The sequence below is a fragment of the Gluconacetobacter sp. genome (assembly GCF_047721585.1).
Taxonomy (GTDB): domain Bacteria; phylum Pseudomonadota; class Alphaproteobacteria; order Acetobacterales; family Acetobacteraceae; genus Gluconacetobacter; species Gluconacetobacter dulcium.
The window spans coordinates 1-24,245 of the sequence record NZ_JBDNXE010000059.1 but is presented as its reverse complement, the minus strand read 5'-3'; the positions used below and the strand labels follow the sequence as shown (position 1 = coordinate 24,245).

The 24,245-nt window shown below is 66.6% G+C and carries 22 protein-coding genes and 1 other RNA gene; 5 read left to right on the top strand and 18 right to left on the bottom strand.

Annotated features, from left to right (window positions below; genetic code table 11):
• The 3 genes from ABF821_RS12085 to aroA form a co-directional block, all read right to left on the bottom strand.
• Positions 1-967: 30S ribosomal protein S1 (locus ABF821_RS12085; protein WP_415530137.1), on the bottom strand; the 967-nt coding region annotated here is incomplete at its 3' end.
• 236 nt (positions 968-1,203) lie between these two features.
• Positions 1,204-1,860: a (d)CMP kinase gene (gene cmk, locus ABF821_RS12080; RefSeq protein WP_183007827.1), complete on the bottom strand. Its 657-nt coding sequence runs from the start codon at positions 1,858-1,860 to the stop codon at positions 1,204-1,206.
• On the bottom strand, positions 1,857-3,206 hold the full coding sequence (gene aroA, locus ABF821_RS12075; protein WP_415530131.1) for a 3-phosphoshikimate 1-carboxyvinyltransferase: 1,350 nt from the start codon (positions 3,204-3,206) through the stop codon (positions 1,857-1,859). Before aroA ends, cmk begins: the two co-directional genes overlap by 4 nt.
• A gap of 195 nt (positions 3,207-3,401) precedes the next feature.
• Between aroA and ABF821_RS12070 the strand changes: the two genes are divergently transcribed.
• The gene (locus ABF821_RS12070) at positions 3,402-3,728 is read left to right on the top strand and encodes a TIGR02300 family protein (RefSeq protein ID WP_114727442.1); all 327 of its coding nucleotides are present in this window, start codon (positions 3,402-3,404) and stop codon (positions 3,726-3,728) included.
• A 30-nt stretch (positions 3,729-3,758) separates the two neighbouring features.
• Here the strand turns inward: ABF821_RS12070 and folB are convergent, their stop codons facing one another.
• The 6 genes from folB to ffs form a co-directional block, all read right to left on the bottom strand.
• Positions 3,759-4,157: a dihydroneopterin aldolase gene (folB, locus tag ABF821_RS12065; protein ID WP_415530130.1), complete on the bottom strand. Its 399-nt coding sequence runs from the start codon at positions 4,155-4,157 to the stop codon at positions 3,759-3,761.
• Between the two features lie 24 nt (positions 4,158-4,181).
• A complete protein-coding gene (locus ABF821_RS12060) occupies positions 4,182-4,973 on the bottom strand; it encodes an SDR family oxidoreductase (protein WP_183007823.1) in 792 nt (263 codons plus the stop codon).
• 171 nt (positions 4,974-5,144) lie between these two features.
• Positions 5,145-5,741, bottom strand: a complete 597-nt coding sequence (gene recR, locus ABF821_RS12055; protein WP_182973417.1) for a recombination mediator RecR — start codon at positions 5,739-5,741, stop codon at positions 5,145-5,147.
• A gap of 25 nt (positions 5,742-5,766) precedes the next feature.
• A complete protein-coding gene (locus ABF821_RS12050; RefSeq protein ID WP_114727438.1) occupies positions 5,767-6,090 on the bottom strand; it encodes a YbaB/EbfC family nucleoid-associated protein in 324 nt (107 codons plus the stop codon).
• 13 nt (positions 6,091-6,103) lie between these two features.
• Positions 6,104-8,137: a DNA polymerase III subunit gamma/tau gene (locus ABF821_RS12045; RefSeq protein ID WP_415530129.1), complete on the bottom strand. Its 2,034-nt coding sequence runs from the start codon at positions 8,135-8,137 to the stop codon at positions 6,104-6,106.
• Positions 8,138-8,205: 68 nt separating this feature from the next.
• An RNA gene (ffs, locus tag ABF821_RS12040) (signal recognition particle sRNA small type) lies at positions 8,206-8,302 on the bottom strand.
• 184 nt (positions 8,303-8,486) lie between these two features.
• On the opposite strand from ffs, the gene nudC reads away from it, so the two are divergent.
• On the top strand, positions 8,487-9,431 hold the full coding sequence (gene nudC / locus ABF821_RS12035; protein ID WP_415530128.1) for an NAD(+) diphosphatase: 945 nt from the start codon (positions 8,487-8,489) through the stop codon (positions 9,429-9,431).
• A gap of 36 nt (positions 9,432-9,467) precedes the next feature.
• Here the strand turns inward: nudC and ggt are convergent, their stop codons facing one another.
• From ggt to ABF821_RS12020, 3 genes are all read right to left on the bottom strand, one after another.
• A complete protein-coding gene (gene ggt, locus ABF821_RS12030; protein WP_415530136.1) occupies positions 9,468-11,234 on the bottom strand; it encodes a gamma-glutamyltransferase in 1,767 nt (588 codons plus the stop codon).
• A 121-nt stretch (positions 11,235-11,355) separates the two neighbouring features.
• On the bottom strand, positions 11,356-12,165 hold the full coding sequence (gene map / locus ABF821_RS12025; protein ID WP_182973421.1) for a type I methionyl aminopeptidase: 810 nt from the start codon (positions 12,163-12,165) through the stop codon (positions 11,356-11,358).
• Between the two features lie 281 nt (positions 12,166-12,446).
• Positions 12,447-13,592 (bottom strand): D-alanyl-D-alanine carboxypeptidase family protein, encoded by a 1,146-nt coding sequence (locus ABF821_RS12020; protein WP_415530127.1) that lies wholly within the window; start codon positions 13,590-13,592, stop codon positions 12,447-12,449.
• A gap of 303 nt (positions 13,593-13,895) precedes the next feature.
• On the opposite strand from ABF821_RS12020, the gene clpS reads away from it, so the two are divergent.
• Together clpS and clpA are read left to right on the top strand one after the other, a co-directional pair.
• Positions 13,896-14,303: an ATP-dependent Clp protease adapter ClpS gene (gene clpS / locus ABF821_RS12015; RefSeq protein WP_415530135.1), complete on the top strand. Its 408-nt coding sequence runs from the start codon at positions 13,896-13,898 to the stop codon at positions 14,301-14,303.
• Positions 14,304-14,622: 319 nt separating this feature from the next.
• The gene (gene clpA, locus ABF821_RS12010; protein WP_182973423.1) at positions 14,623-16,956 is read left to right on the top strand and encodes an ATP-dependent Clp protease ATP-binding subunit ClpA; all 2,334 of its coding nucleotides are present in this window, start codon (positions 14,623-14,625) and stop codon (positions 16,954-16,956) included.
• A 157-nt stretch (positions 16,957-17,113) separates the two neighbouring features.
• Here the strand turns inward: clpA and ABF821_RS12005 are convergent, their stop codons facing one another.
• The 3 genes from ABF821_RS12005 to ABF821_RS11995 form a co-directional block, all read right to left on the bottom strand.
• Positions 17,114-17,524: a hypothetical protein gene (locus ABF821_RS12005; RefSeq protein WP_415530134.1), complete on the bottom strand. Its 411-nt coding sequence runs from the start codon at positions 17,522-17,524 to the stop codon at positions 17,114-17,116.
• Between the two features lie 89 nt (positions 17,525-17,613).
• Positions 17,614-18,528, bottom strand: a complete 915-nt coding sequence (locus ABF821_RS12000; protein WP_183007818.1) for a polyphosphate kinase 2 family protein — start codon at positions 18,526-18,528, stop codon at positions 17,614-17,616.
• 2 nt (positions 18,529-18,530) lie between these two features.
• Positions 18,531-19,289: an SDR family NAD(P)-dependent oxidoreductase gene (locus ABF821_RS11995; protein ID WP_415530126.1), complete on the bottom strand. Its 759-nt coding sequence runs from the start codon at positions 19,287-19,289 to the stop codon at positions 18,531-18,533.
• 115 nt (positions 19,290-19,404) lie between these two features.
• Here ABF821_RS11995 and ABF821_RS11990 point away from each other — a divergent pair, with 115 nt between their 5' ends.
• The gene (locus ABF821_RS11990; RefSeq protein WP_182975646.1) at positions 19,405-19,989 is read left to right on the top strand and encodes a YqgE/AlgH family protein; all 585 of its coding nucleotides are present in this window, start codon (positions 19,405-19,407) and stop codon (positions 19,987-19,989) included.
• Between the two features lie 82 nt (positions 19,990-20,071).
• On the opposite strand, the gene ABF821_RS11985 is transcribed toward ABF821_RS11990, so the two are convergent.
• The 3 genes from ABF821_RS11985 to fumC form a co-directional block, all read right to left on the bottom strand.
• On the bottom strand, positions 20,072-21,037 hold the full coding sequence (locus tag ABF821_RS11985; RefSeq protein ID WP_415530133.1) for a TIGR01459 family HAD-type hydrolase: 966 nt from the start codon (positions 21,035-21,037) through the stop codon (positions 20,072-20,074).
• The gene (locus ABF821_RS11980) at positions 20,929-21,999 is read right to left on the bottom strand and encodes a quinone-dependent dihydroorotate dehydrogenase (RefSeq protein ID WP_415530132.1); all 1,071 of its coding nucleotides are present in this window, start codon (positions 21,997-21,999) and stop codon (positions 20,929-20,931) included. Before ABF821_RS11980 ends, ABF821_RS11985 begins: the two co-directional genes overlap by 109 nt.
• A gap of 321 nt (positions 22,000-22,320) precedes the next feature.
• Complete coding sequence (fumC, locus tag ABF821_RS11975) at positions 22,321-23,769, bottom strand: class II fumarate hydratase (protein WP_415530125.1); 1,449 nt, start codon at positions 23,767-23,769, stop codon at positions 22,321-22,323.
• Between the last annotated feature and the right edge of the window lie 476 nt (positions 23,770-24,245).

The window sequence follows — 24,245 nt, the reverse complement described above, 5'->3', positions numbered from 1 at the left end:
ACATTTCGGAAACGTGCACCAGACCTTCGACGCCCGGCTCCAGCTCGACGAACGCGCCGTAGTCAGTGATGTTGGTGACGCGGCCGGAATAGCGGGCACCCGGCGGATACTTGATCGCCACGTTCTCCCACGGATCGGCCTCAAGCTGCTTCATGCCCAGCGAGATGCGCTGCGTATCCGGGTTGAAGCGGATGACCTGCACGCGGACCGGCTGGCCGATCTGCAACGCCTCGGACGGATGGTTGATGCGCTTCCAGGCGATGTCGGTGACATGCAGCAGGCCGTCCACGCCGCCCAGGTCGACGAACGCACCGTAATCGGTGATGTTCTTGACCACGCCGTCGAGGATCATGCCTTCCTTCAGGCCCTGGATCAGTTCGCTGCGCTGCTCGGCGCGCGTTTCTTCCAGCACCGCGCGGCGCGAGACGACGATGTTGCCACGCGCCCGGTCCATCTTCAGGATCTGGAACGGCTGCGGCACGCCCATCAGCGGGGTGACATCGCGCACGGGGCGGATATCGACCTGGCTGCCCGGCAGGAAGGCCATGGCGCCGCCGAGATCGACCGTGAAGCCGCCCTTGACGCGGCCATAGATCGTGCCGTTGACGCGCTGGTTGTTCTCGAACGCCTTTTCCAGGTTCGTCCAGGCTTCCTCGCGACGCGCCTTCTCGCGCGACAGGACGATCGAGCCGTCGCGGTCTTCGTAGCGCTCGACGAACAGTTCGATGACGTCACCCGGCTTCACGTCGGGCGACACGCCCGGCGGGCCGAATTCCTTGAGCGCCACGCGCCCTTCGCTCTTGAGGCCGACATCGACGATGGCGAATTCGTCGGTCAGGCGCACGACGCGGCCGGTAACGACCGAACCGTCGAACGCGGTGTCGCGGCCGAGGGTCTCGTCCAGCAGGGTCGCGAAATCTTCACCGCCGAAATGGTCGGTGGCAGACTGTAAGGTGGCTGAAGCCATGGGGTACCTGTAAATCCCGTCTCCGGCACGGCAGGCGGGCCGGATGTCTTGCGCGCCGCCGGTCACCGGCGGAACGACTTGCCCGGCTTGGTCCACGACCCTTGTCGCGACACGCCTGACGGCCGATGCTTGCACGCACTCCCAGGGCGGGACCGCGCGTGGGAAGCACAGACACCCTCGCACCCCGGCCTGTCAACACAAACCGGCACAGATCGGCCCCGCAAGGCCGAATCCGCCTACACGGTGCCGAGAGCGCCCGCCCGCACCCGCACCAATCGCAGCGCCTCGGCCAGGACCTGTTCCGCCGTCAGGTGATCCGTGTCGATCACCACCGCGTCGGCGGCGGCCTTCAGCGGCGCCACGGCACGGCCGGCATCGGCGGCGTCACGCGCCACCAGTTCCGCCTCCACCCGCGCGATCTGGGCCTCGCGGTCCGGCGCGTCGGGGTCACGCGCCAGTTGCTCCCACCGTCGGCGCGCCCGCGCGGCTGGCGACGCGGTAATGAACAGCTTGACCTGGGCATCGGGGAAAATGACGGTGCCGATATCCCGTCCGTCCAGCACGCCGCCGGCGGCACGGGCGAAATCGCGCTGCACATCCACCAGGATCGCCCGCACCGCCTGCTGGGCGGCGACGAGGCTGGCCGCGCGATCGACCTCCGGCACCCGCAGATCGCCGCGCTTCAGGTCCTCCGGCGTGACCCGCCGCGCCTGCTCGTCGGCCGGCTGGGCCGCCGGGTCCAGCCCCGCATCCAGCATCCGCCGCCCGACCGCGCGATAGAGCAATCCGGTATCCAGATAGGGCAGGCCCAGCGCATCGGCCAGCCGCCGGGCCAACGTGCCCTTGCCGGCCGCCGCCGGGCCGTCGACGGCGATGACCAGCGCGCGGCTCATACCGTCAGCCCCGCGCCGATGCTGTTCATCAGGTCGATGAAGCCGGGGAAGCTGGTATCGATGAAGGCGGTATCGTCCACCTTCACCGGTTCGGCCGCGACCAGCCCCAGCACGGTGGCGCTCATGGCCAGGCGATGATCCATCCGCGTCTCGACCAGCCCGCCGCCGGGCACCGCGCCGCCTGTGCCGGTCACCAGCATGTCGTCCCCCACCACGTCCACGGTGACGCCGTTGCGCTGCAACAGCGCCACGGTCGCCGACAGGCGGTCGCTTTCCTTCACGCGCAGTTCCTCCAGCCCCCGGAAGCGCGACGGGCCGGACGCATGGGCGGCGACCACGGCCAGAATCGGATATTCATCGATCATCGACGGCGCGCGCTCGGCGGGCACGTCCACGCCATGCAGCGGCCCCGCCACCGCCGTCAGGTCGCCCACGGGCTCGCCGCCCTCCACCCGCTCGTTGGACAGGCGCAGGTCGGCGCCCATCTCACGCAGGGTGGTGAACAGGCCGGTGCGCAGCGGGTTCAGCCCGACGCCCCGCACCGTCACCGACGAGCCCGGAACCAGCAGCGCCGCCGCCAGCACGAACGCCGCCGATGACGGATCGCCCGGCACCGCCACATCGCGCGCCACCAGATCGGGCCGGCCGGTGAGGGTAATGACACGCCCGCCCGCCCCCAGCGGCGCGACCGAAACCTCCGCGCCGAAATGGCGCAGCATGTTTTCCGTATGGTCGCGCGTCGCCACCGGTTCCTCGACGCGCGTGGTGCCGGCGGCATTCAGCCCGGCCAGCAGCACGGCGGATTTCACCTGCGCCGAGGCCACCGGCAACCGGTAGGAGAGCGGCGCCGGATCGGCCACGCCCTCGATCGCCAGCGGCAGCCGCCCGCCCGAACGCGACGTGAAGCGCGCGCCGGTGGCCGACAGCGGATCGGTCACCCGCTTCATCGGCCGGCCGCGCAGGCTTCCGTCCCCGGTCATGACCGAGAAAATGCCGTGGCTGGCCAGGATGCCCGACAGCAGCCGCGCCGCCGTGCCCGAATTGCCCATGTCCAGCACGTCGTCCGGCTCCTGCAACGCGCCCAGACCCCGGCCGGTCACCTGCCAGGCGCCCGGCGCCGTACGGGTGATGGTGGCGCCCAGCGCCCGCATGGCGGCGGCGGTGCGCAGTACGTCCTCGCCCTCCAGCAGGCCGGTGATCCCGGTTTCGCCGCGCGCCAGCGCCGCGAACATCAGGGCGCGGTGACTGATCGACTTGTCGCCCGGCACCGCGACGGCCCCGGCAAGAGGGGTCGTCGCCGCATGGACAGTCAGCGGGCGCGAGGCGGGGGCGGTGATGCTTTCCATGGGACCAATCCCTTCCGGATTGTTCGCAACGAAGTCAATTACCGCCATGCATGACGGCACCAAAAAACGCGAAAATGTCATGAATGCAACGATCGCGGTTTGACATACGGCGCACAAGCTGGCATGGGGCTCCGCCCTAAGCAGCCTTCGCCGCGGCTTTCGTCCAACCCATTCCAGGATCGACAGGTTTCAAGCATGGCCCAGCCCAATCTCGGCACCAAGCGCGTCTGTGTCTCCTGCGGCGCCCGTTTCTACGATCTGGGCAAGAGCCCGGCCGTCTGCCCCAAATGCGGCACCGAGCAGCCGGCGGATGTGCCCCGCCTGCGCCGCGCGCCCGTGGATGCCGTCCCCGAGAGCCCGAAAAAGGCCCAGGATGGTGACATCGATACCGCCGTCGATCTGGATACCGACGACGAGGCCGATGACGACGTGATGGAAGACACCTCGGATCTCGACGACGATGACGACGAGATCAGCGCCGACATCGACGTCAGCACCGACTCCGACGAACACGACAACTGATGAGATGCCCCCGCCTCCGGCGGGGGTTTTTCATTCGGTGCGCCAGCGCTCGATCTCGACACCCACGGCGTCGAGATCGTCGAAGATGTCGGGCTTTTCCACCCGTACCCGCACCACCTGCACCCGCTCGTCGGCCAGCACGCCGATGGCAATGCGCTCGGCCAGCGTCTCGACCAGCCGCACATGGCCCTCGGCGATGATCCGCCGCACCATCAGCACGATCCGCTCATACGATACGGTACGGCTCAGATCGTCGCGCCCCACCGTCAGCCCCGGCTCGTCCGGCACGCCGAACGAGATATTGATGCGGACGCGCTGGGTCACGCCCTGCTCGTGAGGGTAGATCCCGATATTGGCCTGAAGCACCATATCCTTCAGGAACACGCGACGCAGCGGCGGCTGGACCGGCCATGCGGCGAAAATCGACATTGAACGGCCTCTTGGTTCTTCTGGTTACTCTTCCGGCACCTGGCCGGGCTGGGGTGTCGGGGACCATTGCAGATGCTGCCCGCCATCCAGCGCCAGCATCTGCCCGGTGACCGACGGCAGGCACAGCAACGACAACGCGGCCCGTGCCACTTCGTCCGGGCACGTCCCACGCCCCATCGGCACGGATGCGCATTGCCGCGCGAACTGCTCCCTGCTCTGGCGCGGACTCGGCAGCGCCGGGCCCGGCCCGATGGCATTGACCCGGATGCGCCTGGGCGCCAGCGCCAGCGCCAGGGTGCGTGTCAGCGTCCACAGGGCGGATTTCGACACCGTGTAGCTGACGAAATGCGGCGTCAGCGACCAGACGCGCTCGTCGAGCATGTTCAGCACCATGCCCTCCGCTCCTTCCGGCACCTGCCGGGCGAAAGCCTGCGTCAGCACGAAGGGCGCGCGCAGATTGGGCTCCAGATGCGCATCCCAACTGGCACGGGTCGCATCGTTCCATTCGTCGCGGTCGAAGGTGCTGGCATTGTTCACCAGCACACCGACCGGCCCCAGTTCGGCCCGCACCCGGTCGAGCAGCGGCGCCACCTCGGCCTCGCAGGCCAGATCGGCGCGCAGCATGCAGGCGCGCTGCCCGCGCGCCACGATGTCCTCCACCGTCCGCCGGGCATCGTCTTCTCCCGAGCGGTAGTGAATAGCGACGGCAAAGCCCGCATCCGCCAGGGCCAGCGCGATCGCCCGCCCCAGCCGCACGGCTCCACCCGTCACAAACGCCACCCGGGGAATCGCTTCGGATATCGGCCACATCGTCATTCCCCTCTCCCCATAATCTCCAACAATCTGTTCGGAAACGGGGGCCGGTGAGCGAGAGCGGCCCATAGGGCCGCGCCCGTCGTGTGTCCGCGAGCACCGGAGCGGAACGGCCTTATGGGCCGTGAGCGCCGGAACACAGCGGGCGCGCGTCGGATCGCCACCAGCGCGCGTTCACGAATAGATTTTTCGCGCGGTGAGGGCGGCGGCGAGCGTTCCATCATCCAGCACGTCCAGCGCGCCGCCCATCGGCACGCCCTGCCCGACGCGGCTGACCGGCACGTCGAAGCCCGCCAGCCGATCCTGCAACCAATGCGTGGTCGCGGCCCCCTCGACGGTAGCCCCCAGCGCCAGGATCACCTCGCGCACCCCGCCTTCTTCCAGCCGCGCCAGCAATGGTGCGAGGTTCAGATCGTCGGGGCCGGTGCCAGACAGCGCCGACAGCGTGCCGCCCAACACCTGATAGACGCCCCGATGGACACCGGCACGCTCCAATGCCCAGAGGTCGCCCACTGTTTCGACGACGCAGACCAGTCCCCGGTCGCGCGCCGGATCGGCACAGATGCCGCAGGGATCATGCGTATCCAGATTGCCGCAGGTGGAACAGGTGCGCACGGTGCGCGCCGCCTGTTCCATCGCCTGGGCCAGCGGGAGCATGCGCGTCTGCGGCTGGCGCAGCAGCGCCAGCGCCGCCCGCCGGGCCGAACGCGGCCCCAATCCCGGCAGGCGCGCCAGCAGCGCGATCAACCGTTCGATGTCCGCTCCACCCATGCGGCCGCCCGACCCGCGCCGGCTCTTAGAACGGCAGCTTCAGGCCCGCCGGCAGGTTCATGCCGCCCGTGACCTTCTTCATTTCCTCGGAGGCGCGCTCGTCCAGCAGCTTGCGCGCGTCGGCGCAGGCGGCAATGACCAGATCCTGCAACATTTCCATCTCGTTCGGATCGGCCAGCTTGGGGTCGATCCTGATGGCCTTCATGTCGCCTTTGCCGTTCAGCGTCACCTGCACCATACCGGCTCCGGCGCTGCCTTCGATCGTCATGCCTTCCAGTTTGGACTGCATTTCTTCCATGCGGGCCTGCATCTGGGTGGCCTGCTTCATCAACCCGGCAAGATTCTTCATCGATCGTCTCTCCTTACCTCTCGTCGCCCACGTCCAGATCGTCCTCGTCCACCAGTTCGGCATCGAGCGGGGCGAATTCCAGATCCGGCGCCAGCGTGACGGATGCCGCCTCTTCGGGCGGCAGGCCGTAATCGTCAAGCGAATGATCCGTCACCGCCCCAAGGACGGCATCGGGAAAGCGCGCGAAAATCGCGCGGACCAGCGGGTGGCTCTCGGCCGACGCCCGATGGAACTGGATGATCTCGGCACCCTGTTCCGCCAGGGTCGCCTGCCCTTCCTCGGTCGAGGAACGAACCTCCCATTCCTGCCCGGTTTCGCGGCGCAGCAGGGTTTCCAGCCGGCGCGCCAGCCCCGGCAGCCCGGCGCGCTGCACCCGGATATCGATGCGCGGCGGCGCAAAGGCCACCAGATGGGTGGAATGGCGCAGGTGGCCATGCAGCATGGCATCGCGCCCGGAGACGAACGCCACGACCTCGCGCCATGTCGTCAGCGCAGGCGGGGCATCGTCTTCCGGCGCCGGCACATCCACGGCCTCCGGTGCCATCTCCACGACCGATTCGCCTGCCGGCTCCCCGGCCGGATCGGCAATCCGCACGCCGCCATTGGCCACCATGCGCAATCCGCCATGGGCCACCACCTGCCCGCCGCCCGGTCGCCCGGACGCAATCGTGCCGGATTGCGCCGATCCGCCCGTCATGGGGCCTGGCCCGCCATCGGATACCCCGGTCCGCACCGCCGGACCGGCGGGGACAGACGCCCCGCCTTCGGTCAGACGCCGCACCAGGTCGCCCGGCGGCGGCAGATCGGCCACGTAGCACAGCCGGATCAGCACCATCTCGGCCGCCTGCCGCCGGTCGGCCGCCATCTCGACCTCAGAGAGGCCCTTCAGCAGCATCTGCCACGTCCGCCCCAGCACCGGCACCGACAGCCGGTCGGCCAGCGCACCGCCCCGTTCGCGCTCGGCCTCCGGCAGATCGGCGGCCCGACGCAATGCCGGCACGGTCTTGAGGCGCGAGACGGTGTGGATCAATTCCAGCAGGTCGCCCAGCATGACGCCCAGGTCGGCACCGCGGGCATGGGCTTCGTCGGTAATCGTCAGCGCCTGGTCCGGCTGGCCGGACAGCACGGCCTCCAGCAGGTCGAACACCCGGCCGCGATCGGCCAGCCCCAGCATGTCCGCCACCCGTTCGGCACCGATCGGCCCACCACCGGCCTCGGCTCCACCCTGGGCAATCGCCTGATCGAGCAGCGAGAGTCCGTCGCGTACCGACCCGTCGGCGGCACGGGCGATCAGCGCCAGCGCGTCGGGCGTGCATTCCGCACCCTCGGCCTGGGCAATGCGGCCGAAATGGGCCGCCAGTTCGGCCTGCGGCACGCGACGCAGGTCGAATCGCTGGCAGCGCGACAGCACCGTGACCGGCACCTTGCGCAGTTCGGTCGTGGCGAAAATGAACGTGACCTGGGCCGGCGGCTCCTCCAGCGTCTTGAGCAACGCATTGAATGCGTTGCGCGAGAGCATATGGACCTCGTCGATGATGAAGACCTTCATCCGCCCCTGCATCGGGCGGAAGCGCGTGGCCTCGATGATCTCGCGCACATCGTCCACGCCGGTGCGCGAGGCCGCGTCCATTTCCAGCACGTCAGGATGACGGTCGGCCAGAATCGCCACGCAATTGGCGCACACGCCGCACGGATCGGCGGTGGGGCCGCCCTTGCCGTCCGGCCCGATGCAGTTGAGCGCCCGGGCGATGATGCGCGCGGTGGTCGTCTTGCCCACGCCGCGCACGCCCGTCAGCATGAAGGCATGGGCGACCCGCCCCAGCGCAAAGGCATTGCGCAGGATTCGGACGGTGGATTCCTGGCCGATCAGGTCATCGAGCGTGGTCGGGCGATATTTGCGCGCCAGCACACGGTAAGGCCCCTGCGCGGGAGCGGTTACCGAGGGGGCGGCGGGGGCCGGAGCCTCTCCGAACAGACCCATGCCCGAATCGGGCGGAAGCGGCAGATCCGGGTCCCCGGAAAATTCCTGGTCCGAAGACACGGTCATCACGATTTCCGGAGGGAATACGGCGCCGCATCCGGGGCAGCGGCGTCTTCAAGAACATCAATCCCGAGGTGGGAGACCGGACAGACGACCCGGACGAAACTCACTGCGGCTGCTTCCTTCCGGACCTGACCGGGTTGGCAAGGCGCCCGTCCGTTGCCGGTCTCCCACGGCCTTCTTAGCACGCAAACCGGTGTCGGATACAAGGGGGCGAATGGGGCGCCGGGCCGGCTTCGCCACGACGCAGATGGACCTCCCCCATCAGAATTCCATTAAACTATTGATTTTATTATTATCCATTTCGCGTCCACACTCCCCCGGACAAAGAGACGGACACACAGGAACGCCGACCATGCCCCCTGCCTCACCCGATCCCGGCCGAACCGGCGCCATTTTCTACGCCGGCAGCCCGATTGACCGTGCGGCGCAGGACCGCACGGAGCCCGACCGAATCGCCCGTTACCTGACCGACGGCGACACGCTTCTCGTCCCCTGCTGGCGCGGCCTGCACCTGATCGTGCAGGAGCGCGACGATACGGCCCGCCTCGAACTCCCGAGATTGCGCACGCTCCGCCCGTCCCCCGGATGGCGCGACCCGGCGCACTGGACCTTCCTGGGCTATCTGGCGGCGCGCCCGCTCTTCGCCCTCGATCTCGACCGCCTGGAGCAGCCGCACGCGCTCTTTCCCGAAGCACGGGGCACGTTCCGCGAACTGCGCCCCCTCGCCGGACTGCTGCCGCCCGGCGATGCGGCGATTCTGGCGCAGGCGCGCGGCATGGTGCACTGGCGCGCGCGCAGCCGATTCTGCGGCGTCTGCGGCGCGCCGAATCAGCCCGACCAGGCCGGGCATCGCCAGGTCTGCACCGCCGACCCGACGCATCTGCATTTTCCACGCACCGACCCGGTCGTGATCATGCTGGTCCGGCGCGGCGCGCGCGTGCTGCTGGCGCGCGGCACGCGCTTCGGCCCCGAGAGCCGCATGTTTTCCGCCCTCGCCGGCTTCGTGGAGCCCGGCGAAACGCCCGAGGAAGCCGTGGCGCGCGAGGTATGGGAGGAAGTCGGCATCCGCGTGGACGCCATCCGCTACCATTCAGCCCAGCCCTGGCCCTTCCCCGGCGCCCTGATGCTGGGCTTTACGGCCTTTACCGAAGACGAAACCCTGCGCCTGGACCCACAGGAAATCGCCGAGGCACGGTGGCTGAGCCGGGATGACGTGCGCAATCCGGCGGGCTTTACCCTCCCGGCGCCGACAACGATTGCCCGCCGGATGATCGAGGACTGGCTGAACGAAGCATAAGCCTCGTTCCTTTGTCTCACGAACAGGGAACGGGGATTACTCCCCGACAGCCGCCCCACCGGGATGCCGCCGGTCGAAGCCGCCGAAATACCGTGCCGTCCCGACATGCCGCACGCCCAGACGCGGCGCCCCGACCAGAATACCTTCGGCCACGCCCCACGGCGCATGCGGCGCCAGCTTGTAGCCTTCCTGCTCCAGCGTCGCGGCGACGGCATCGGTCAGCGCCCCCTGCTCGACCTCGACCGGCTCCGGCTGCCATTGCTCATGGATACGCGGCAGGTCCACCGCCTGCTGGATATCCAGCCCGTAATCCACCACGCCCAGGATCGTGGCCAGCACGATGGTCGGAATGCGCGATCCGCCAGGGCTCCCGATCACCATCACCGGCTTGCCGTTGCGCGACAGGATCGTGGGCGACATCGAGGAAAGCGGTGTCTTGCCCGGCGCGATCGCGTTGGCGGCGCTGCCGACAATGCCGAACATGTTGGGCACGCCGGGGCGGGACGAGAAATCGTCCATCTCGTCATTGAGGAAGATGCCGGTATGGCCGCCGATCACCTTCGCACCGAACCAGCCGTTCAGCGTATAGGTGACCGAAATCGCCATGCCCTTGTCATCAATGACCGAGAACTGGGTCGTTTCGTGTTTTTCGGGCTCGATCTGGCCGGGCTTCAGCGAGGCCGAAGGCACAGCGCGGTCGGTGGGAATCGCCGCGCGCACCTGCCGCGCATAGCGCACATCGACCAGATGCGTGACCGGATTCTGCACGAAGGCCGGATCGCCCAGATCCTGCCGGTCGGCATAGGCGCGCCGCATCGCCTCCACTTCGCGCTGCACCGCAGGCGCGGTGTACAGGCCGAGCTTGTGCATGTCATAGCCCGAGAGAATATTCAGCATCTCGCACAGCGCGACGCCGCCGCCGCTCGGCGGGGGCGCGGTATCCACCTGATAGCCGCGATAGGAGCATGTCAGCGTCGGCAGCACGCGGGGCGCATAACGACGGAAATCGTCGGACTGGAGAATCCCGCCTCCGACCTTGCTGGCCTGGACGATCGCATCGGCGATCGGGCCGCGATAGAACGCCGCCGCCCCGCTCCGCGCGATCAGCGACAGGCTGTCGGCCAGATCGGCCTGCACCAGACGGTCGCCGACCTGCAACGGCGTGCCGTCCGGCCGCAGGAAGATCCGCCGCGCTTCGGGATCGCGGGCGAAATCGGCGGTCGACGTGTTGAGCAACTGCACGTCGCCTTCGGCGAGCACGAAGCCATCCCGTGCCAGGGCGATCGCGGGCGCCATCACCTGCTGGCGCGTCAGATGCCCCCAGCGGTTCAGGATCATGTCCATGCCCGCCACCGTTCCCGGCACCGCGACGGCCTTCCAGCCCGTGATCGACAGATTGGGCACCACGCTGCCCTTGGCATCCTGATACATGGTCGGGGTCGCCGCCAGCGGCGCGTGCTCGCGGAAATCGATGAAGACGGCATGCCCATCGGGAGTCCGCAGCGTCATGAAGCCGCCACCGCCGATATTGCCCGCGGCCGGATAGACCACCGCCAGCGCATAGGCCACCGCCACGGCCGCATCCGCCGCGTTGCCGCCCTGCGCCAGAATATGCGCCCCGACCTCGGAGGCCAGATGCTGGGCCGACACGACCATGCCATGCGCCCCCTCCGCCGGAGCCAGCGGCGGCAACGCGCCCTGCGCCCGGCCGAAGGTCAGAACATCCCCCTGCACCGGGGCCGCCACCGCCGACACTGCCCCAAGCGGCGTCGCCAGCCCCGCCAGCATCGACCCCGCCAGCATGAGGGCGGCACAGCGAACACGAAGCGGGGAAAAGCGCATTACGAACCTTTCAATGACAAGGGAATTTTCGTCAGGTGCAACCGGCCGGCGCGCGGCAACGCGCCCCAGACCGAGACTATATTCAGGCCGAGACTGTATAAGGCGGGTGATTCAGGCCGGCGGGCGAAAGCGTGAACACCTCGCACCCATCTTCGGTCACGCCCAGCATGTGTTCGAACTGGGCCGAAAGCGAGCGGTCGCGGGTCACCGCTGTCCAGCCGTCATCAAGCACCTTCACGTCCGGCCGGCCGCCATTGAGCATCGGTTCGATGGTGAAGAACATGCCCGGACGCAGCACCAGCCCCTGGCCGGGGCGGCCGTAATGCAGCACGTTCGGCGCGGCATGGAATGTCCGGCCGATGCCGTGGCCGCAGAAATCGCGCACCACCGAAAAACGCCGCGATTCGGCGAATTCCTGGATCGCGTGGCCGATATCGCCCAGCGTATTGCCCGGACGGACCTGGGCGATGCCCAGCATCAGCGCCTCATATGTCGCCTCGATCAGCTTCTCCGCTTTCCGCGGGATCGCGCCGACCGTGTACATGCGGCTGGTGTCGCCGAACCAGCCGTCGAGGATCACGGTCACGTCGATGTTCAGGATATCGCCATCCTGCAACTGCCGATCACCGGGAATACCGTGGCACACCACATGATTGAGCGAGATGCAGCTCGATTTCGGATAACCGCGATAACCGAGCGTCGCCGGCGTGGCGTCATTGGCGACCATGAACTCATGAATCACCTGGTCCAGTTCCCCGGTCGTCACGCCCGCGCGAACATGCGGCACGATCATGTCCAGCGTACGCGCGGCCAATTGTCCTGCCGCGCGCATGCCGGCAAAATCCTCTTGCGTATGCAGGATCACGCGCCGCGCGTCCGTATCACCGTCCATAACGATGCCCCTCGCTTGTTCATCCGCCGCAGAACGGCACCCTCAACGCCAAAGGCCGAACCGACAATGCGCGGACAGCCTCTCAGGGGATAAATGCGCGGGACGGCGCCGCAAGGCAAGGGCGACGCATCCGCCCACCCCCGTCCGAGAACCCGACCGCAGATATCGACTGAACGGGCACAGCCCGCATCCGCCCGCTGTTTTCACACCACGGAGCAGCACACAGCAGGGCAGGAAACACGCGCGAGGCTACCCCTCCACGCGCCTGTCCGATCAGGCCGTCAGCCGTGGCTGCGCCCGCGCTTGTGGGCGGCGTGACGACTGCCGGTATGGCCCGCCGCGACCATATGCACGGGCGCATGAGCATGGCCATGGCGGGACAGGACATGATGCCGGGGCGTGCTCGGCAGTTCCGCCACCTGCTCCGGCCCGGCACTGCCGCGCGTCGCGGCGGCCAGCATGACCGCCGCCCGGCGGCGGTTGCCGCGCGCCAGCACCAGCGGCCGGCGCACATCGGCCACGCCTTCCTGACGGAAGCCGTCATCGAGAATGCCGGCCATCAGGGCGCTGCGCTGCGGGTTGGTCCGCGCCCCCAGCACCACGCCGATCAGCCGGACATTCTCGCGAACCGCCGAAGTGACCAGATTGCGCCCGGCCAACGCCGTATAGCCCGTCTTCAGCCCGTCCGCGCCCGGATAGATCCGCAGCATCGGATCATGGTTGGGCACCTGCCGACCGTGGAAATAGAAGGCCGGCACCGCGAAATAATGATAATATTCCGGGAATTCGGTGATGATATGCCGGGTCAGCACCGCGAGGTCGCGCGCCGAGGTCATCTGTTCCTCGTTCGGCAGGCCCGAGGCGTTGCGGAACGTGGTGTTGGCCATGCCCAGCGCCCGCGCCTGACGGGTCATGAGATCGGCGAACCGGGCCTCGTCTCCCCCGCCCAGCAATTCGCCGAGCGCGCAGGCGGCATCATTCGCCGATTTGGTCACCAGCCCCAGCACCGCCTGCTCCACCGTCAGGTAGCTGCCGGGCACCAGCCCCAGCTTCGACGGCTCCATGGAGGCGGAATGGGCCGAGACCGGCACCGCCTGATCGAGCGTGATCTGCCCCGCCCGCATGGCCTTGAAAGCCATATAGAGCGTCATCAGCTTGGTAAGGCTGGCGGGAAAACGCTGAAGGTCGGGATTGCTCTGCGAGAGCACCGCGCCCGTACGGGCGTCCATGACGATGGAACTGATCTGGCCGACATACTGGGCATGGGCGCGGGGCGTCGCGATGACGGTCGTCGCCAGGTACCCGGCCGCCAGACCCACGGTCAACCGCAAGGTGCGCCCACGACCGGCCTGCCGGCACCCGCCGTCAGAAACCAGGGACACCACAGCGCGACACAGGAGGGCGAGCCATCCCCGTTTCTCGTCCATCCATGCTCCGTCGGCCACCGCCTGTCCCCTCAGTCACAGGATCCGCGTCATTTGGTAACTCTATGGCCATTTTTCTGAACCCGTCCAGAGAAAACCGCGATAAGGGGAAGAAAATACAGTCTTTTCAGCGTCACCTCTCCCCGGTCGCGGGCGGAGCCGGGTAGCCACGCGCCGCTTTCGGTGGCTTCGATCACCGAAAGCGAGCCCAGCCATGCTTAAAATTCCCTTGTTTCGCTCTTTCAACCCACGATGCCGATCCAATATGGTATGACCATGACAGCAGCATTTTTCCCTGTCCGTCCCATGGTCGGCCCGCGCGTTACAGGCGCGTCGGGCTCGGTGTGGGCGCATGGCGGCAACAACCCGACCCGACGCGATGGCAACGGACAGGATTCCGACCCGGACAACCCCGATTCCCCGACGATCGGCGTCGTCGTCAGGACCCGCCCGCAGACGCGCAAGCCCGCGATGTACAAGGTCCTGATGCTCAACGACGACTACACGCCGATGGAATTCGTCGTTCATGTCCTTGAACGATTCTTCCAGAAATCGCGCGAGGAAGCGACGGACATCATGCTGCATGTCCACAAGCGCGGCGTCGGCGTCTGCGGCGTCTTCACCTACGAAGTCGCCGAGACGAAAGTGACGCAGGTCATGGACCTGGCGCGGCAGAACCAGCACCCGCTGCAATGCACGATCGAGAAAGACTAGGCCCGCGCCTGACGACGGGGGTGCCACAAAACCGGACGACCCGTCCAAGGTATTGTTTTTAAATATTACTCAACAGAACTCAGCCCATTCCGGCAGAGCCGGAAGCCTCGGGGCAGGCGCTTCGCTCCCCGGTGTCGGACACCCCGCGCAGGCGCGTGCGACGCGCGTGATTCCTGTTGCCTTGCCCTGCCCGTGTGGCGTCGTCGGAACTTTATCGTTCTTTCCACTGGCTTTCCGTCCAAAACACACCAAATATGATCCTGTTCGACCGACCCGCCCCGGCGGGTTCGTGTCCGGCCCAGGAAAAGGAGCGTCACGGATGTTGTCACGCAATCTCGAACAGACGCTTCACCGTGCCCTGACCCTAGCGGGGGATCGGCGTCACGAATATGCGACCCTGGAACATCTGTTGCTGGCCCTCGTCGATGACAGCGACGCGGTGACGGTCTTCCGCGCCTGCGGCGTCGATCTCGACAAGCTGCGCTCCGACCTCACCGAATTTCTCGACAAGGATCTGGCCGGCCTGGCGTCCGACCGCACGGTCGATCCCAAGCCCACGGCCGCGTTCCAGCGCGTGATCCAGCGCGCCGCCATTCATGTGCAGTCCACCGGCCGGGATGAAGTCACGGGCTCGAACGTGCTGGTCGCCCTGTTCGCCGAACGCGAAAGCCACGCCGTCTATTTCCTGCAATTGCAGGACATGACGCGGCTGGACGCGGTCAATTTCATCTCGCACGGCATCGCCAAGGCGCCGGACCGTTCGACGCGCCGCCCGATCACCGGCAGCGCGCAGGAAAACCCGGAAAGCGAACGCGAGGAACGCGGCAAGAGCAGCCAGAAGAACCAGGACGCGCTCAGCGCCTACTGCACCAACCTCAACCGCAAGGCCGAGGATGGGAAGGTCGACCCGCTGATCGGCCGCGATTCGGAAATCGAGCGCACGATCCAGATCCTGTGCCGCCGCACGAAGAACAACCCGCTCTATGTCGGCGATCCGGGCGTGGGCAAGACGGCCATCGCCGAAGGGCTGGCCAAGCGCATCGTCGAAGGCGACGTGCCCGAAGTGCTGCTGAAATCCACGATCTATTCGCTGGATATGGGCGCGCTGCTGGCCGGCACCCGCTATCGCGGCGATTTCGAGGAACGGCTGAAGGCGGTCGTCACCGAACTGGACAACAATCCGGGCAGCATTCTCTTCATCGACGAGATCCATACCGTGATCGGTGCCGGTGCGACCTCGGGCGGGGCCATGGATGCCTCCAACCTGCTCAAGCCCGCGCTCGCCGCCGGCACGCTGCGCTGCATCGGCTCGACCACCTACAAGGAATATCGCCAGCATTTCGAGAAGGACCGCGCGCTGGTCCGCCGCTTCCAGAAGATCGACGTGGCCGAGCCTTCGGTCGAGGACGCGGTCAAGATCCTGCGCGGCCTGAAGGTCAATTACGAGCGCCACCACAAGGTGCGCTACACCGAGGAAGCCATTCGCGGCGCGGTGGAACTGGCGGCGAAATACATCCATGACCGCAAGCTGCCGGACAAGGCGATCGACGTGATCGACGAGGTCGGGGCCTCGCGCATGCTGGTGCCCGAGAACCGGCGCCGCAAGACCGTGACCCTGAAGGATGTCGAGGACATCGTCGCCAAGATCGCCCGCATTCCGCCCAAGAGCGTCTCGTCGGACGACAAGGAGACGTTGCGGACCCTGGAGCGCGACCTGAAGGGCATGGTCTACGGTCAGGACAAGGCGATCGACGCGCTGGCGGCGGCGATCAAGCTGTCGCGCGCCGGCCTGCGTGACCCGGAGAAGCCGATCGGCAATTACCTGTTCTCCGGCCCGACGGGCGTGGGCAAGACCGAGGTGGCGAAGCAGCTTGCCCAGACGCTGGGGATCGAACTCGTCCGCTTCGACATGTCCGAATATATGGAACGCCATTCGATCTCGCGCCTGATCGGTGCGCCGCCGGGCTATGTCGGCTTCGATCAGGGCGGCCTGCTGACCGACGCGATCGACCAGCATCCGCACGCCGTGCTGCTGCTGGACGAAATCGAGAAGGCGCATCCGGACCTGTATAACGTCCTGCTCCAGGTCATGGACCATGGTCGCCTGACCGACCATAACGGCAAGACTGTCGATTTCCGCAATGTCGTCCTGATCATGACGACCAATGCGGGGGCCGCCGATCTGAACAAGGAAGCCATCGGGTTCGGCCGCGACTCGCGCGAGGGCGAGGATGAGGAAGCGATCAAGCGCATCTTCACCCCCGAATTCCGCAACCGTCTGGACGCGATCATTCCCTTTGCCAACCTCACCCCCGAGATCGTGGGCCGGGTGGTCGAGAAGTTCGTCTTCCAGCTCGAAGCCCAGCTTGCCGATCGCAACGTCACGATCGAAATCTCGTCGGCGGCCAAGGAATGGCTGGCCGAACGCGGTTACGACCGGCTCTATGGTGCCCGCCCGCTGGGCCGGGTGATCCAGGAGAACATCAAGAAGCCGCTGGCCGAGGAATTGCTGTTCGGCCGGCTGGTCAAGGGTGGCGCGGTCAAGATCACACTGAAGGACGGCGCGTTGGATTTCGAATATATCGAAGCCAAGAGCGAAACGGCCACCGAAGGCGACGAGGGCAGCGAGCGGGAATCCGAAACCGCGAACTGATCTCCCTCCGGCCGGGAACCATAAAAAGGGCCGCGCGGCGCATGCCGTGCGGCCCTTTTTTTATCAACCGGACGTTTCATTCAACAACTGGTTTCCAAAGGCGCCGCCTTTGGCGGGGCGTGGGGCAGAGCCCCACAAAAACCCGCCTCCGCAAAGACTACTGATACCGTACCCCGTTAACGCTGACATACCCCGGCATCCCCCACTTCCGGCCCGTGCCGCGATGGGTCCAGTCGATGCCCTGGCTTCGCGGATTGTCGTAATAATACCGCCCCACGACATCGACCGCATCGCCCTTGGCCACCCACGGCCATGCCGGTGCCGCCATCCGGTCCAGATCCGATACGATGCGGATCGACACGCCCTGCCCGACATCGACATAGAAATATCCGTGCCACCCGCTGCGCGTCTGCCGCGGGCGGGATACCGCGATCACCCGGCCGCAGACATGCACGGGCTGGTCCCCGCGCAGCGATCCGCCCTCGAACGCCTGTTGCACCGCCAGGAAATGTCGGTTGTCGCAGGCCGGCCCGATCGCCTCCTGCGCATGGGCTCCGCGCACGGTCATGGCAAGCGCCAGCCCCGCGACGAGCGCCCAGGCCCGCCTGCCATGCCCGCCGCGTCGTTCCATGCGCAACGCCCCTGTCCGTTCCATCATCATCCGTGCTTCGCCTTCGGTGCCTGGGCTTCGAGTTCCTGACGCACCGCCGCCATGTCGCGGATGATATCGGGCGCCGGGTCCGGCACGCTCAGCTTCAGTCCCTCCAGGGCTTCGATGATCGTCTCCATCACCAGCAGCCGTGCCATCCATTTCCGATCGGCCGGAATCACGAACCATGGGGCGCTGGGCTGGGCGGTATTGCGGATCGCCTCGCGATAGGCATCGCGATAGGCGTCCCAATGTTCGCGCTCCCGCGCGTCGGAAATCGAGAATTTCCAGTGCTTCTCGTCCAGGTCGATCCGGCGCAGGAAGCGTTTCCGCTGTTCTTCCTTCGACAGGTTCAGGAAGAATTTCAGCACGACCGTGCCCTGCCGCGACAGGTAATGCTCGAAATGCTTGATATCGCGATACCGCTCATCCCAGATCGCGCCATCGCGCAGGCTGGCCGGGATCTTCTGCTTCACCAGCAGGTCGGGATGCACCCGCGTGACGAGAACCTCCTCGTAATGGCTGCGGTTGAAGATCCCGATCCGCCCGCTGGACGGCGCGACCAGATGCACGCGCCACAGATAATCATGCGAGAGTTCGACCGGCCCCGGCTGTTTGAACGACGTCACCGTCACGCCCTGGGGATTCACCCCGGACATCACATGCTTGATCATCCCGTCCTTGCCGCCGGCATCCATCGCCTGGAACACCAGCAGCAGCGACCATGTGCCGTTGGCATAGAGCAGTTCCTGCAAGGCCGCGAGGCGCTTCACCCCCTGGCGCAGCAGATGCTTGCCCGCCGCCTTGTCGATATCCCTGATCTGGGCGACGCGGGTCGGGTGCTGCGCGAGGTCGAAGCTTGCACCGTCTTCGATCCGGCAGCGATGCAGCAGCGTCTTGAGGTCGATCGCGTTCTCGGTCATGGTCAAACCTCCAGCCCACGGGCCACGGCCAGACCGCCGGCCGCCTGACAGGTCGGCATCATCTCGATGCGGTTGATGTTGACGTGCGCGGGCAGACCCAGCACCCAGGCCACGGTCTCGGCGATATCCTCCGGCTGGATCGGATGCGTATCCTGATACACGGCCGCCGCCTTGGTATCGTCACGCAGGCGCACATTGCTGAATTCGCTGCCGCCGCACAGGCCCGGCTCCAGATTCGTCGCCCGCACCTTCGTGCCCAGCAGGTCGCACCGCAGATTGCGCATGAACTGCGCCACGAACGCCTTGGTGCCGCCATAGACGTTGCCGCCCAGATACGGGTAGGTACCCGCGGTGCTGCCGATCGAAACGATATGGCCGCGATCACGCGCCACCATGCCCGGCAGCAGCGCATGCGTGATCTCGACCAGTCCGGCGATATTGGTCTCGATCATCTGCCGCCAGTCGGCCACCGCGCTGTCCTGCGCCTTGCCCACGCCCAGCGCGAGACCGGCATTGTTGACCAGAATATCCACCTCCTGCCATCCTTCGGGCAGGCTGGCCGGCAGCGCGCGCAGGGCGGCGGCGTCATCCATGTCCAGCACCAGCGGCAACAGCGCCGGCCCCAGCGATCCGGCCAGCGCGTCCAGCCTGTCGCGGCGGCGCCCGGTGGCAATCACCCGATAGCCATCGCCCACCAGCCGTTCCGCGATCGCCTTGCCGAAACCGGCCGTCGCCCCCGTCACCAGAACAATCTTCGTCATCGCTGGATGCTCCTTCGCCATCTTGTCGTGAAGAGTTAAGCGCCAATCGCCGTGTGGTCGCAAATCGGCCCGCCGCGGTTGCAATGCCCGGCGGTTCTTGGTCTATGTAAAAGGAATGTTTCCCCTATCCCAGACGTCCGCCGACTCCCTTACGGGCTCCCTGCTTGTCGCCTCCCCGGCCTTGGCGGACAGCCCTTTCGCCCGCACCGTGATCTTTCTCTGCGCCCATGTGCCCGGAGAGGGCGCGATGGGGCTGATCGTCAATCGCCGGTTGTCGCAGCCGGGCCTTGACGACGTGCTGGAGCGCCTTGGCATCGCCCCGGTACCGCCACGTCGGCGAATCGCGCTCTGTGCGGGTGGCCCGGTGGATGGCGGCCGGGGCTTCGTGCTGCATTCCTCGGACTGGAGCGGCGACAGCAGCCTGTCAGTCGATAACGGCACGACGCTGACCGCCAGCCTGGACGTGCTGCGCGACATCGCCGATGGTGCCGGCCCCCGCAACGCCCTGCTGGCATTGGGCCACGCGAGCTGGCGCGACGATCAACTGGAAGACGAGATCATCCGCCGCAACGCCTGGCTCCCCGCCCCGCCCAGCAACGAGATCCTGTTCGGCCTGGATCACGGCGCCAAATGGCGTCAGGCCCTGGCGACCATCAATATGGACCCCATCCACTTGACCGACCAAGCCGGCAGAGCCTGAAAGCCTGATCGGCAATACGCGCGGGCGGCGATCCGGCGCGCGTCGTGTCGGGCGTGGATCAAGCCCGTGCACAGAGCCCCGCTCAGGCTGTCCAGCGGAAGGACGGCACGCAGGCAACCGGTGCCAGCCCGGCCGAGGACGCCTCCGCTTCGGCCAGCGCGGTGTCGTCGCCGATCATTTCCTGATGGATGCCGCCCAGCACCCAGCACCCGTCGACCCCGACCGCCTTTGCCCCGCGCATGTCGGTGGCCAGCGCGTCGCCCACCGCCAGCACGCGCGCACGCGGCACGTCGAGCATGTGCAGGACCGGGCCATAGACCTCCGGATGCGGCTTGCCGATCCAGCGGACGGCGCAGCCTTTCTGCTCATACAGGCTGGCCAGCAGACCGGCGCAGATCAGGCGCCGGCCACCCCGGATCACTTCCAGATCGGGATTGGCGCACACCATCTTCAGCCCGCGCGCGGCACAGGCGTCCAGCAACGGCAGATAGGGCGCGGGATCGCCTTCGCCCTGTTCGGGGTTCGGTCCGGTATTCAGGAGGAAATCGGCCTCGGCCGGGTCTTCGACCCGTTCCAGATCCAGTCCTTCGAACAGGTTATAATCCTTGGGTGCTCCGAGATGCAGCATCCGGCGACCGAGCCCGGCGAACCACGGGTCGGAACGCTCGGCCAGCAGTCCGCGCGTATATTCGCCGCTGGTCATCACGCCATCATACAGATCGTCCGCCACGCCCATGGCGCGCAATCCGTCACACACGACCGAGACCCGACGGGGCGCGTTGGAAAGCAGCACAACCCGCCTGCCTGCGGCGCGCAGGGCCGCCAGCGTGTCCCGCGCGCCCGGATAGGGGCTGATCCCGTCATGGATCACGCCCCAGAGATCGACGATAAAGCCGTCATACTGCTCGGCCAGCGGTGCGAACCCATCGAGAAAACGCATCATGCGGTCCCTTTCGCATCGGCCAGCGTCTCGAACCCTTCGGCGTTCAGGGCACGGACGACCTCGCGCTTCAGGCGCCGCACGATTCCCGGCCCTTCGTAAGCGAATGCGCTGTAAAGCTGCACCAGATCGGCCCCGGCGCGCACGCTGTCCACGATATCGGCCCCGGTCTCGATGCCGCCACAGGCCACGAGGGTCAGGCGCCCGGCGGCAATCCGCACCGCCTCGCGCAACACCGTCTCGGCCAGGGGGCGCAGCGGGCGCCCCGACAGACCGCCGGCTTCATTGGCATACCGGCTGCGCAGCCCGTCGGGCCGCGAGATGGTGGTGTTGGTCACGATCACGCCCTGCGCACCGCCGGCAATCACGGCCTCGATCACCGGTCCGATATCGTCGCGGGCCAGATCGGGCGCCAGCTTGACCAGCAGCGGAGGCCGATCGGGATGGGCCTCGGCAATCGCCTGAAGAATCGCCTGCAACCGGTCGGCCTGTTGCAGATCGCGCAGGCCGGGCGTGTTGGGCGACGACAGATTCAGTACGATATAATCGGCATAGTGCTTCACCCGCCCGACCAGACGGGGGTAATCGCGCTCGGGATCGGCACCCTTCTTGTTGATGCCCAGATTGGCCCCCACGGGCACCCGCGCGCCGGCACCGGTGCCCTTGGCGGGCAGACGATGCAGCCGTGCCAATCGGACGGCGAACCGGTCGATGCCCTGATTGTTGAAGCCCATCCGGTTGATGATCGCCCGGTCTTCCGTCAGCCGGAACAGGCGCGGACGCGGATTGCCTCCCTGCGGCAACGGCGTCACCGTGCCGGCTTCGACAAAGCCGAACCCGATCCGCGCCAGCGGCCGGATCACCTGGGCGTTCTTGTCGAAACCCGCGGCGATGCCGATCGGATTGGGAAAGCGCAACCCCATCGCCCGCACCGACAGGGCCGGATCATCACGACCTGAGCCGCTACCGCCCCCCAGACCGAGCATAAGGGCATTCAGGGCGAGGCGATGCGCCTCCTCCGGGTCCAGCCGCCGCACCAGCTTCATCGACAGATTCGACACGATATTCATCATGACCCAATTTTCTGCCGTACATCCGGGGGCGTTAAAAGGGCCTCACCGGAAAAACCCCACCCGACAGCCCATGCGCTCATGGCGATCAGGCCATCTTAGGCAAAGTGGAAATACGCGCCGGATTGCCACCGCACGCCCTTTTCAAGCCGTTGGACAGACGCTGTTTGGAAATGGGGGTTGGTGAGCGAGAGGGCCGCGAAGCGGCCCGGCCGGCGTGTGTTTCCGAGCACCGAAGCGGAGCGGCCTCAATGGCCGTGAGCATCGGAGCGCAGGAAACGCGCGTCGGATCGCCACCAACGCGCATTTCCAAACAGCGTCTCAGGCGCCGGCGGTGCCTTGGCCTACCATATCGATCGGCCGCACCAGACGATCGAAAGTTTCCGCATTCACCAGACCGGATCGCAACGCGGCCTCGCGCAGCGACAGATCATGCTCCATCGCATCATGCGCGATCGCCGAGGCGCGGTCATAGCCGATGGTGGGCGCCAGCGCCGTTACCAGCATCACCGATCCCTCGACATAGCGGCGAATCCGCTCGAGATTCAAATGCGTACCCTCGACCGAGAACGTCCGGAACGACCGGCAGCCATCGGCCAGTATCCGCAGCGAATGCAGCACGTTCGCGATCACGACCGGCCGCATCACGTTCAGTTCGAACTGTCCCTGGCTCCCCGCGAAGGCAACAGCGGCATCGTTGCCCAGGATCTGGGTACAGATCATGACCATGGCCTCGCACTGGGTCGGATTGACCTTGCCCGGCATGATCGACGATCCCGGCTCGTTCGCCGGCAGCACCAGTTCCCCCAACCCGCAACGCGGACCCGAACCCAGCCAGCGCATATCATTGGCGATCTTCATCAGCACCACCGCGCATCCGCGAATGGCCGACGATATGCGCACCATCGCATCCAGCCCGGCGAGGGCGGCGAATTTATTGGGCGCGGTCACGAATGCCGCACCGGTCAGTTCCGCGAGGCGAGCCGCGATCGCCTCGCCGAAACCTGCCGGCGCGTTCAGCCCGGTTCCTACCGCCGTGCCGCCGGCCGCCAGTTCCAGCCCCCCCTCGCGCGCGGCCGCCACGGCACGCATGGCATCGCGAATCTGGTGCGCCCATCCCGACCATTCCTGACCGACCGTCAGCGGCACCGCATCCTGCAAATGGGTGCGACCGATTTTCACGACATCCTGCCATTCGCGCGACCGCGTTTCGATCAGTCCGGCCAGCGCATCCAGTTCCGGCAGCAGGCGCGCATCGATCCCGCGCACCGTTGCCACATGCATGGCGGTGGGAAACGTGTCGTTGCTGGACTGCCCCATATTGACATCGTCATTGGGGTGGATCGGCTTCTGGCTACCCACTTCGCCGCCCAGCAACTGGATCGCGCGATTGGCGATAACCTCGTTGACGTTCATGTTGGTCTGCGTGCCCGACCCGGTCTGCCAGACAAACAATGGGAAATGTGCGTCCAACTTCCCGTCGGCGACTTCGTCCGCCGCCTGGATGATGGCGGCGGCCTTCCAGTCGGGCAGGCGCCCGGCCGCCCGGTTGACCAGCGCCGCCGCTTTCTTCACCACGCCGTAAGCCCGGCAGAGTTCCAGCGGCATCCTGTCGGTGCCAATCGAAAAATGGATCAGGCTGCGCTGGGTCTGCGCCCCCCAGTAGCGATCGGCCGGCACCGGCAGCGCGCCCATCGCATCATGCTCCTGCCGCTCGCCCTGCGCATTCAGGCCGATCGGCAGATCAGCATGCAGTCGGTATTCGGACATGTCGTCATCCTCCGTCACGTCAGATTACGTCGCCGCGACCGGCAGATCCGGTCAGCCGCCCGCGGCACGGTGCCACCCCCGGCAGCCTACCGTCCACCGAATCCCCATCACCAATTCGGCATGAATCGCGAGACACCCACCGTGGGCATGCCAGTTACCCGCGCAGCGCGGACAGCCGCCGTCCGTTTCCAGACGCAGGCTTTTTTTTGCGTCTCACCTTGAGACAACGACAAAAAAAGGGGGCGACACGTCCCATTAAGTGTGTCCCCCCACAGCGCCACAGCCCAAGCTCCAAAGGCCGGCGGGGCGAGGCGGGCATTATTATAACCCCCCCCCCCCACCACCCCTAAATTGATCGGTCTGGGGGGCTCGTATATGTTAATAACATAAATATATTTGATAGATTAAATGTCGGTGCCTATTAATTTATTAAGTTTTTTGGTAATTTTAAAAAAAAACCACGACCATTATCGCAG